The organism is Hyphomonas sp., from assembly GCF_046313975.1.
Classification (GTDB): Bacteria; Pseudomonadota; Alphaproteobacteria; order Caulobacterales; family Hyphomonadaceae; genus Hyphomonas.
Genome location: NZ_JBKBXB010000003.1, coordinates 126,572 through 136,949, shown reverse-complemented (window position 1 = coordinate 136,949; position 10,378 = coordinate 126,572). Strand labels below are relative to the sequence as shown.

The following is a 10,378-nucleotide window of genomic DNA, read 5'->3' as shown; positions in this document are numbered from 1 at the left end:
AGCGCTGTTCCAGGTTCTGCTTCGTCGCGGATTGCGATGTAATTCGCGTCCGTGCCGTAGGCTTTCCATTCAGGCGCTTCCGGTGACGAGGGCTTCCCCTCACGCGCGAATTCAGTCCAGAAGTCCATCAGAGTTGTAGACAGTTTCTGGACTGTTTTTGAAGCCGGAATCTCGGGCCAGAATGGCGGCGTCAGGCGCATCGTCCCGAAGATGTAAGGCAGCTCCGCACCGTGGAATCCATGCAGATCCATCGCGGTTGCAGCAGGGTAAGTATGATCGAAATAGTAAAGGTAGCCAGGCTGGCCTATGTCCTGCTGCTTCTTCACCAGCCGTGTCGCGGTCCATCCGTACAGGGAGTCCCGGGGCGCCGCGAGCACAGCCTCCTTCAGATCGCTGGCAGGATAAAGACGCAGGAACTCATCGGCGAGATCACCATGCAGCTCACGGATTTTGGCTAGGTACTCCACTGCCGACTTTGGTGGCGGCGGGGCGAGGAAACGCAGAGAGCGGATCTCACCGCTGTTGAAACCGGCGATCACCGGAACGGGGGCCTGCTCACCGCGGTCGAACGTATCGACAAGCTGGCGGGTGAGCACCTTGCCATCGACGGTTCCGAGCGGGAAGTAACCTGCCGCGGCGGCTGCAGCGGAGAGTTCTTCACCGCCTTTCGCGCGCAGCTCCGCAAGGCTCGGAGCGTCGACCTGCGCGCTGAGCCAGACGCCGATATCCTCAGCCGCAAACTGGCCGTGCCGGGCCGCCTTCAGCTCCGGCATGGTAATCATGTAGGCACTCTGCAGGATCGCCTTGTGGAACAGTCCCCGGGCCATAGGTGAGGCCATCAGGTACATCACGCTCAGGGCTCCGGCAGACTCGCCGGCGATGGTGACATTTCCGGGATCGCCTCCAAAGGCTTCAATATTGCGTTGAACCCAGCGCAGCGCCTCAATCTGGTCGAGCAGGCCATAGTTGCCGGAAACGCCGTCAGGTGACTCCGCACTCAGTTCCGGGTGGGCCAGATAGCCGAGCACACCGAGGCGGTAGTTGATCGTCACGACGACCACACCTTTGGCGGCCATCCGGGCGCCATCATAGATGGGCTCGCCGCCATTTCCGCCGGTCAGCGAGCCGCCGTGGATCCACAGAAAAACCGGAGCCTTTTCAACACCGTCCTTCTTCCAGATGTTCAGCGTCAGGCAGTCTTCGCTGATCTCGTCCGGCGGGTTGGCATAGATGCTGCCCACGCGCGGGCGGGGCTGGATGCAGGCGGGGCCGAAGCGCGTGGCGTTCAGGGTGCCGTCCCATTTTGCCTTGGGAACCGGAGGTTTCCAGCGGAGGTCTCCGACCGGGGGTTCGGCATACGGAATACCCCGGAAGGAGGTCACGCCGTCGGCATACTTCCCTGTAATTGCTCCGGTTTCAGTCCTGACCACCTGCCCCATATCCGGCGCGGTCGCGCACGATACGAGTGCAGCCAGCACCAGCCCTTTCAGGAAGATTCCAGCTTTTTTCATGTTTCGACGGCCTTCCCGGCTTCCTCCTTGCGGATGGCATGCGCCAGCCAGATGAACAGAACGACTGCCAGTCCGTAGAAAGGTGTCAGCGTATAGAAGGCGAGCTGGAGCGAGTTTTCCGGGTTCGTCTTGCCGAACCATTCGCTCATCATGCCGAGCCAGGTCGGACCAAGGCCGAGGCCGATCAGGTTCATGATCAGCAGCAGCAGCGCACCGGCGAGGACGCGTTCCTGCGGACGCACCTCTTCCTGCACCAGAGTGACCGCCGGCGAGAGATAGAAATAGTTGAAGAAGGTCGGCCCGATCAGGAAGAGCAGCGCGAGCGGCCAGGTGGGTGCCCACACGAAGCCGAGGAAGAACGGCACAGCGGCAGCGAGGCCGATGGCCGGCACGAGGGCATAGGCGACCTTCGACTTCTGACCGAACCGGTCGACGAGCCAGCCGGACACAAACATGCCGGCAGCAATGCCCATGCCGAGCAGCAGCGAATAGTACAGGGCGAGTTCCTGCAGGGTCATGCCCTTCTCGCGCATCAGGAACAGGGTGGTGAAATTCAGAGTGGCATAGGTGACGAACTGGATCGCCCCGCTGGCGAGGGCCGCCAGCAGCAGCACCGGGCGGGTGAAGAACATCCGCATCGTGGCCCAGAAGCCGGGGGCCGGGCCGGCCGTTTCGGCCGGCACGGGTGCGGGGGCGTCAAGGCCGCCCTTCTTGGGCTCCGGGACGAAGAACCAGACGAAGGCTGCAGTGGCCAGACCGATGACGCCAAGCGAGATGAAAGTCGTGCGCCAGTCGAAGGCGGCAGCAATGGAGGCGCCGAAAGCGACGCCAAGGGCCATGCCGATGGGCGGCCCGAAATTGAACAGCGCGAGCGCTGTGCCGCGCCGGCCCGGCGGGAAATAGTCCGAGATGATGGCATAGGACGGCGGCACACCGCCCGCCTCGCCGACCCCGACCGCGAGACGCCCGGCGACGAGTTGCGGATAGTTGCGCGCCATCCCGCAGAACAGGGTTGCCGCACTCCAGATGGCGCAGGCGGCCGAGAGAACCTTCACACGGTTGCTACGATCTGCAATCCACGCAACGGGAATGCCGAGGATGCAGTAGACAAGGGCAAAATAAAGCCCGGTGATACGGCCGAGCTGGCCATCCGTGATACCGAGTTCATCCTGGATCGGCTTGGCAAGGATCGAGATGATCTGCCGGTCGAGAAAGTTCAGGACGTAGACGAAGCAGAGAATGGTAAGAACGAACCAGGCCCGGCCATCCGGCCGCGCATACTGCGCGGCCGGCGGCGGTACGGCGCCCGGTTGGGAGGACACGGCCAGCGCCGGACTGTCTGGAGCTGACACGATCAGAACTCGTAATTGACACGCACGCCGAACGTCAGTGGGCGGAGTCTCGCATAACGGCTGTCAAGGAAGGCTTCCGGGTGAACGTAGGTGATCGAGCTGTCGTCGAACAGGTTCTCGACATATCCGAGAACCTTCCACTGATCGCGCGAGAAGCCGGCCTGCAGGTTCACCACCGTGTAGGCATCCGTATAGTCAAAGGTCGGCGCCACGAGGTTCGGGTTGCCCGGAACATTCGGGAACATGCTCGGGAAATCACCGACATAGGCCGCCGTTGCCGCCGCAAAGGCATCCGTCAGTTCACCGATCTTCCAGTCATAGCGGATCGTGGCAGACCCCTGGAAGTTCGGGAAGGACAAGGAGATCCCTTCCTTGGCGCCCGAAATAGCCGCTTCTGTCGGCGTCACATCCGTGACCTCGCTGTCGTTCAGCGACCCGTTCAGGAAGAAGCTGAGATTGTTGCCAGGATAGGCAGCAATCTCAAACTCGAGACCCTGACTGACTGCACCGCCGATATTGGTGGCGAACTGGACCTGGTCCGACAGACGGTTTGCCTGTACCTGGATATCCTTCCAGTCGATATAGTAGGCAGCAAGGTTGGCCGCGAGCTTGCCGTTGAGCCAGTAGCCTTTCACGCCGACCTCGTAGTTTGTCAGCGAATCGGATTTTGCGCCATTCGGAATGATGAGATCATTCGGGTTGACGATGCTGACCGCACCGGCGCGCGCGTTGGCCACAGGCGAGCGGAAGCCCGTTGAAATGGATCCGTAGGCCGTGAGGGTTTCGACAGGCTTGTAGGACGCGCTGAGCTTGTAGGAGAGCTTGTCACCTTCGACTTTCAGGCCCTCTACAGCGGCGACCGGGAACACCGTGATCGGAACGTTCGAGAAGCCGCCGAGCGCGAGCGCCAGGTAGTTGCTGTTATACCCGCCCGCATTCGTGAAGCTCTGCACGGACGTGGTGGTATAGCGCGCGCCGCCGGTGACCCAGAACTTGTCCGAGAAGCGGTAGGTCAGTTCGCCGAAACCGGCCGTTTCGAACTGGTCGAAATAGGCCGTGAACCTGAGGTAATACTCATCGGGCAGGCCGGTGAGGCCGCGCGCATTCAGGAACTCCTGCGACGAGCGGTAGTCGTAAGTGATGTCGCGGCGCTTGTTGAAATAGAAGCCGCCGACGATCCAGTCCCAGTTGCCGCCGTCTGCCGAGGCGAGGCGCAGCTCCTGAACGAACGTTTCGTCATAGCCGACAGCATCCAGCGCAAACGGGATCAGCTGGTTGAAGGTGCCGGCGAGGTCGACGATGAACTTTCCATCGATGTTCGAGTAAGTCGAGGAGCTGGTGAAGTTGGCGAAGCCCAGATCGTAATCCAGGGCAAAGTTGTAGTTCGTGAAGTCGGACTGGAAGAGGTCCGGGCGGTCCGTGAGGCGGATGAACTCTCCGCGATTGGGATTGGTCAGGCCGGAATCGGCCGGCTGGCTGTTCTCGTGAAGAACCATGAGCTGAAGGTCGAGCGCATCTGTCGGCTCCCAGCGCAGGACAGCGCGGCCACCATAGGACTCCAGAGAGTTGGAGCCTTCGACCCCTGTGCCGATATTGTCGACCCAGCCATCTTCATCCCGGTAGAAGCCGACAACGCGCAGCCCCAGCTTGTCTTCCGCAAGCGGAATGTTGATCATGCCGTTATAGCGCTGACGGAACGCATCACCATCCGTCAGGCCATAATCGACCAGCGCCGACGCTTCGAATTTCCGGGTGTTCGGCTTTTTCGTCAGGATACGGACGGCGCCCGAAAGGGAGTTGGCGCCAAACAGCGTGCCCTGCGGGCCACGCAGGATTTCCACACGCTCCACATCGTAGAGCGTGGGGTCGAGAATGGTCGAGTTGCCGTTCGAGGATATCGGCAGTTCGTCGATATAGATGGCGGTGGCAGCCTGAAGGTTGGCGCCGTATCCGTTGGTGGCAATGCCACGGGTGGTGAAGTTGTTGAAGTTGGCGGTCGGCTGGTTGATCACCACGCCGGGCGTCTCGCGCGCGAGACCGTCATAGCTGACGATGCCTTTTTCGGAGAGCGTCTCCTGCTGGTAGGCGGTGACGCTGAGCGGGACGTCCTGAAGGCTCTCCTCACGGCGGGTGGCCGTGACGATGACCTTGTCGAGGCTGCGCTCGGCTTCGCCTTCGGAGCGGCCGGCGGACTGATCCTCCTGAGCGATGACGGGGGCGCCCACGAAAGTGGACAGCATAACGGCGGCGCTCGCAGATGCGAGAATTCTGGCTTTCATGAGTAACCTCCCTGGGTGCGCGGTCTCTGTTGTCAGCGCTGCGGAAGTGATCTGCGAAAAAAATGAAAGTGTCAAGCTTCACTCTCTCGAGAGTGAATATCGTTCCGGGCGTCTGATCTGGCTGCGTCCTCTCGGCACAAGGCCCAGGAAATTATGTCTTTAAATCAGAGACTTGAACGGGTTGCGGCCAGTGATCTGCCGGCAGGGCCGCCTGCCCCGTGGCTGACGGGCCGGCGAAAGCTGTCGCGGAACTACGAGGCTCCCGGCGGCGGTGTCTCAGCTTCGCTGGTCCTTGCACCCTTGCAGATTTCCATGAAGCCGGCCGCCATGAACCGGGCCATGCGCGCCTTGACGGCATCGAAGTCGTCGGAGTTGCAAAGCCCGCCCGAGAGCCGGTCGATCCGGCCGGTGCGGGCCAGCGTGAGCATCAGGCCTCCGGAGACGAAATGATAACTCCAGAAGATATCGGCCTCGTCACACTGCGGCAGCGCCCGCTTCAGGATGCCGATGAGGCGCAGGACCAGAGCGTCGAAGTGTTCATCGAAGAGCTCAGCGCCGAGCTTGGAGTTGGACACCTGTGCGCCCAGCGTGGCGAAATTCTTCCAGCCTTCCCCGCCCTGGATGTAGAGATCGAGGTCTGTGTCGAGAAAGGCATGCAGCGCGCCCTCGACCGTCGGCTTGCCCCCACAGGCGGCCTCGTAATCGTCCAGCGCCTTCATGCGCCGGTCGCGGGTGATTTCGGCACGGCGGCGGAAGACTTCATCAAACAGCTGGCGCTTGTCGGTGAAGTAATAGTTCAGAAGGCTGTGGTGCACCCCCACCCGCTGGGCCACATCCTTGAGCGTCGTGCCATAGAGACCATGGATCGAGAACAGGTACTCGGCCGCATCCAGGATCTGCTCCATCATCTCGGCGCGCTGTTCGGCCTTCCGGGATTTCTTCCGCGGCTTGGTCGTCTCTGAGGTCATGACGTCTCCGGCTCCAACTTCCCTTATTCTTGCCGAATCCCCGCATATCGCAAGGGAAAGTCCCTTCCGGGCAGGGGTCACATGGCCGTAATCGGGCTGATGGGCAAGGGCGGCGTCAGGAGCGTGACGTGAGGAGAGACCAGTCTGCAGCTCCCAGTGCAGAGCCCACCAGCACGATCAGCGCGACAAACGAGACCATCCAGACCAGCCCCCGCAGGTAGGGGATGCCCATCATGTAGAGCGGCAGGTAGACGACACGGGCCCCGGCAAAGGCGAGCGCGGAAATCCGGGTGGCAGCGGTCGAATGATCCATCAGTGCAAGGATGATGACCGTTCCGAGGAAGAACGGCAGGGTCTCATGCAGATTACGCAGGGCGCGGGTCAGGCGGCCGAGCAGCACGGAATCCGGCACCGGCGAGGGGGTGTCCTGGGCGGTATTGGCATAGGGCACGCCATGCACGCGGCGGAACTCCCCCGCCTGCAGGATCACCTGCACGATACCGAGCGCAATGACGATCAGGCCGGCCAGCAGTTCAACAGTCATCAAGTCCTCCCCGGGCAAAAATGGGCTCACGCAATAAGGATGGGCCTCCACCCGCAGGCTGTCAAAGCCGTCCGTAAGGGAAGGCCGTCAGGCCAGGCCGCGGGCCTTGATCGTGCTGCGGCCGGCCTTGCGCGCGTCCTGCAGGCAGCTGTCGGCCAGCGCGAGGATTTCCGCCACCGTCATGCCCGGCTCGCAGCGCGCCAGGCCGAAGGAAGCCATCACACCGGTGATCTTCTCGCCGGTTTCCTCGATGACATACTCAACAGCGGCCAGGGCATGCTTGATCCGCACCATGATGTTATAGGCTGGCATCAGTTCGCTGTCCGGCAGGAGGAAGGCGAACATCTCGCCGCCATACCGGGCAACCAGGCCGCCGTCGTTGACACCTTCGGCCATGACTGCGGCGACGCGCGCGAGCAGTGAATCAGCCGCCTCCTGACCATAGATTTCGATCAGACCGCTGAAGTTTGTAACATCCGCCAGCGCGATGCAGAAACCGGTCTTAAGCTTGTCTGCCCGGCTGACCATTTCGGCGAGCCGTTTGTCGAAGGCGCGGCGGCTGGCCACGGAAGTGACCGGATCGCGCATGACCTGCGCCTGCACTTCCTCGAGCTGCTGGTTCAGCACACTGATCAGGTTCTGCGACCGGGCCAGCCCTTCGTTCAATGCACGGGTCATCGCGGCCATGCGGCGGTTTTCCTCAAGCAGGCCGGCGACCACCGAGGCCAGCCCCTCTTCGGTTTTGACCTCGGGCACCTTGCCGGCCAGGGTGTCGAGCGAACTCGTGAAAGCGTCATTCTGCTTCAGCCCCTTCTCGATGATCTCGAGGACAGAGCTGATCTCGTTGCCAATGGCTTCGCTGATATCCTGCGTGACCAGCGTGGACTCGTCACCCGCGAGATATTCCTGGTAGAGAGAGTCGATGTCATAGGGGCTGAGCTGATCCTTCAGGGCGATCAGCCCATTGATGTCGGAAATCAGCGCCTCATTGGAACCCGTGGTGTAGGCAAACCATACAGCATAGGCATTCGGAAAGGGTGCGGTATGATACTTGTCCATCAGGTTGAAGACACGGATCGCCGCCTGGCAGACTTCGCGGAAGCTGCGCTGAGCCGAATAGTTCGGCTTGGGGGCCGCCTGGAGCGCGTTGACGTTCATGTTCAGACCTGATTCGCCGCCTGTAGGCATCAATCGGGGAATTCTGCCCCGATTAGGGTTGGCAACGCGTTAACAAATTCCCGTGCGGGAGCCCTGATGGCCCCTGGTGCCTCGCGGCAACCGGTGTTCCGGCGGCGGGCAGGCCCGCAAATCCCTTAATCTGCGGTGTAAAAGCCGATGTTATCGATCTCGAACCAGGCGTTTTCCCCGGCCGGGCGGCTGACCATCACCCCGACCTGCAGCAGGTCGCGTCCGGTCCACGCCGGTCGGGCCCCGCCGCCGCTGTAGGCAAAGGCAGAGAACGGGACTTCCAGCCTTTGCCAGCCCGGACCGGCGCTAACCTCCGCCTCCCAGTAGCCCGAGAGGGTCAGCAGGCGCAGCGTGTATTTGCCTTCGCCGAACAGGTCGAGGGAAACCCCTGCAAAGGCCGTGGCATCTACCGGCATGACCGAGCCCCGGCTCAGCGGGAAGACGATGCCGGCCACTGGCATGTCCTTGCGGGCCATCCGCGCTCCGACGGACAGGGCATGCCCCCCTTCCAGCAACGGACGGCGGGCCGATGTGATGACCGATCGTTCAGCCCCGAAGTCGAGGTCTGTCACGGGCAGCGTGTCGAGCGCGGTGCGGCCATCGGCCCGCTCGAAATCATCGATCAGGGCGGCCGCCATACGCACGGGCGGCGCCAGCGGGGAGAGCGGTGCAGGCTTTGCCGCATCGTGCAGCAGCCTGCCATCCACGAACACCAGGCTGATCCTCCGGATGTCGCTGATCGACACCCACGGCCTGCCCTCGACAAGGATCAGATCGGCACGCTTTCCCGGCGCGATGGTGCCGCGATCGTCAAGCACGCCCAGCGCTGCAGCGCTGTTCGCCGTGCCGGCCATCAGCGCGTCCGTGGGCGAGAGGCCGGCAGCGACGAGAAGCTCCAGCTCCCGCAGGCTCGCCTCACCATGCTCGAGGCTTCCGATGCCTGCATCCGTCCCCAGGGCGACGGGCACACCGGCCGCAAACAGCGCGCGCAGGTTCTGTTCGGCAATGCCGTACTTCCAGACACGCTGACGGGCATTTGCATTGGTCATGTCGGGTTCGGGCGCGCCGGGGCGGCGCGGTTCATAGATCGCCAGCGTCGGCGCATAGGAGAGGCCGGAGGCAACCAGTTCGGCGATATCCTCCGCGTTCAGTGCGCGGTCCTGCAGGCTGTGCGCGATGATGTCGACACCCGCCCGGGCAGCCTGTGCGCCGCGGGCGGCCGTCACCGTATGAGTGAGCAAGCGGATGCCATTTGCGTGCGCTTCTTCTGCCAGCGCCGTAAGGGTTTCCTCGTTCATGCTGGTTTCTTCCGGTGACGTGCCGTAACGCCAGCCATCGGTGAAGACCTTTATGTAATCCGGCCCGTAGGGCAGCAGCTCCCGCACAGCGCGGCGGGCCGAGTCCGGTGTGGCAACCCATTTGGTCGTCGTCTCGTCGCTCCAGTCAGCACCGTGCCCGCCGGGCGTGCTCATGCGCGCGACGAAATTGACATGTGGCGCAGGGATGCCCGCCAGCCACTCGCGGCGCGGCGCAAACGCCTCTGGCGGCTGGTGGAAATCGTTCACGGTGGTGACACCCGCTGCCAGGTAACGCGCGGCGATCTCCGGCAGGCCGGACGGGGTGCCACGGGGACTCCAATGGGTGTGCACATCGAACAGGCCGGGCAGCAGCGCGCGGCCATCTCCCTTGATGATCCGGGCACCCCGTGGCGGCTTGACCTTCGGGCCCGCCTCAACGATGCGGCCTTCGCGGATGACGACAGTCCCGTGCCAGGGGGCCGCGCCCGTGGCATCAAACACTTCGACATTGGTGATCGCGGTAGGCTTCGGCTGAGCCGCCAGCCCGCCAGCCTGCACTAATCCCAAACATACCGCGAGCAGGACAAGACCACACATCAGGCGTTGCATACCCTACTCCTCCACAGGCTGTGCCGGGACCCTGCGTAACAGCACCCGTAAGGGTGTCCAGACGCCGCAGATGGCGAAAAGCTCAAGCCACGCATGAAAAATTGTCCGGTTGTCACAGGCACTCACCCTTGTTTTATGGCGGGGATGCAGGGTGGGGTCCGGCCGATGGTCACAGACAGCCGAGCGAGATTGCCGGAAAGGCAGCTGGATGACCGGGCGCCCCTGCCTGGCGGCCAGCCGTTCTGGCAGCGCACGATGAGGGACACGGACTTTCCCGATCACGACACCCCGATCCGGGACGCCCGGCTGCGCCGTCCCGGATGCACGATGCCGAACGGGCCTGTTTCCGGGCCGGGTGCGCCGCGGATGAGTGCCACCGCGCCGCCGAGCAGGAGCTGCAAGCCCCCCTCCGCGCTCTGCGATCGGCCATGGGCCAACCGGAAGTGGGGGCGCTTGAGGAGTATTTTCCCGTCGAGGCCCGCCGGGATGGCAACCTCATCGTGCTGAAAATGTCACAACCCTTATAGTTTCTTCGCTGACGCGCATTCTTTCCGGCAGATCGCGTCTGGCGGTGCGCCGGAACAAGGTAAGGGGGCCCGCGGGCCGGGGCCTGAGGACTGATAATGTTG

At 62.9% G+C, this 10,378-nt stretch carries 8 protein-coding genes; all 8 read right to left on the bottom strand.

Annotated features, from left to right (window positions below; genetic code table 11):
- A partial coding sequence (locus tag ACK4TE_RS02390; protein WP_409909873.1) for a carboxylesterase/lipase family protein occupies positions 1-1,511 on the bottom strand: 1,511 nt, incomplete at its 3' end.
- On the bottom strand, positions 1,508-2,833 hold the full coding sequence (locus ACK4TE_RS02385; protein ID WP_409909872.1) for a spinster family MFS transporter: 1,326 nt from the start codon (positions 2,831-2,833) through the stop codon (positions 1,508-1,510). The genes ACK4TE_RS02390 and ACK4TE_RS02385, both read right to left, overlap by 4 nt.
- 32 nt (positions 2,834-2,865) lie before the next feature.
- Positions 2,866-5,142 (bottom strand): TonB-dependent receptor, encoded by a 2,277-nt coding sequence (locus tag ACK4TE_RS02380; RefSeq protein ID WP_409909871.1) that lies wholly within the window; start codon positions 5,140-5,142, stop codon positions 2,866-2,868.
- Positions 5,143-5,393: 251 nt separating this feature from the next.
- A complete protein-coding gene (locus ACK4TE_RS02375) occupies positions 5,394-6,110 on the bottom strand; it encodes a TetR/AcrR family transcriptional regulator (RefSeq protein WP_409909870.1) in 717 nt (238 codons plus the stop codon).
- A 115-nt stretch (positions 6,111-6,225) separates the two neighbouring features.
- Positions 6,226-6,654 carry an MAPEG family protein gene (locus ACK4TE_RS02370; protein ID WP_409909869.1) on the bottom strand — a complete coding sequence of 143 codons (429 nt, stop codon included), beginning with the start codon at positions 6,652-6,654 and terminating at the stop codon, positions 6,226-6,228.
- Positions 6,655-6,741: 87 nt separating this feature from the next.
- Positions 6,742-7,812, bottom strand: a complete 1,071-nt coding sequence (locus ACK4TE_RS02365) for a GGDEF domain-containing protein (RefSeq protein WP_409909868.1) — start codon at positions 7,810-7,812, stop codon at positions 6,742-6,744.
- Between the two features lie 155 nt (positions 7,813-7,967).
- On the bottom strand, positions 7,968-9,749 hold the full coding sequence (locus tag ACK4TE_RS02360; protein ID WP_409909867.1) for an amidohydrolase family protein: 1,782 nt from the start codon (positions 9,747-9,749) through the stop codon (positions 7,968-7,970).
- Between the two features lie 278 nt (positions 9,750-10,027).
- Positions 10,028-10,150 carry a hypothetical protein gene (locus ACK4TE_RS02355; RefSeq protein ID WP_409909866.1) on the bottom strand — a complete coding sequence of 41 codons (123 nt, stop codon included), beginning with the start codon at positions 10,148-10,150 and terminating at the stop codon, positions 10,028-10,030.
- Positions 10,151-10,378 lie beyond the last annotated feature (228 nt).

Excerpts from the sequence above, each read along its gene's own strand:
- ACK4TE_RS02380 (WP_409909871.1), bottom strand. The coding sequence starts at position 5,142 with ATGAAAGCCAGAATTCTCGCATCTGCGAGCGCCGCCGTTATGCTGTCC.
- ACK4TE_RS02375 (WP_409909870.1), bottom strand. The coding sequence starts at position 6,110 with ATGACCTCAGAGACGACCAAGCCGCGGAAGAAATCCCGGAAGGCCGAA.
- ACK4TE_RS02370 (WP_409909869.1), bottom strand. The coding sequence starts at position 6,654 with ATGACTGTTGAACTGCTGGCCGGCCTGATCGTCATTGCGCTCGGTATC.
- ACK4TE_RS02365 (WP_409909868.1), bottom strand. The coding sequence starts at position 7,812 with ATGAACGTCAACGCGCTCCAGGCGGCCCCCAAGCCGAACTATTCGGCT.
- ACK4TE_RS02360 (WP_409909867.1), bottom strand. The coding sequence starts at position 9,749 with ATGCAACGCCTGATGTGTGGTCTTGTCCTGCTCGCGGTATGTTTGGGA.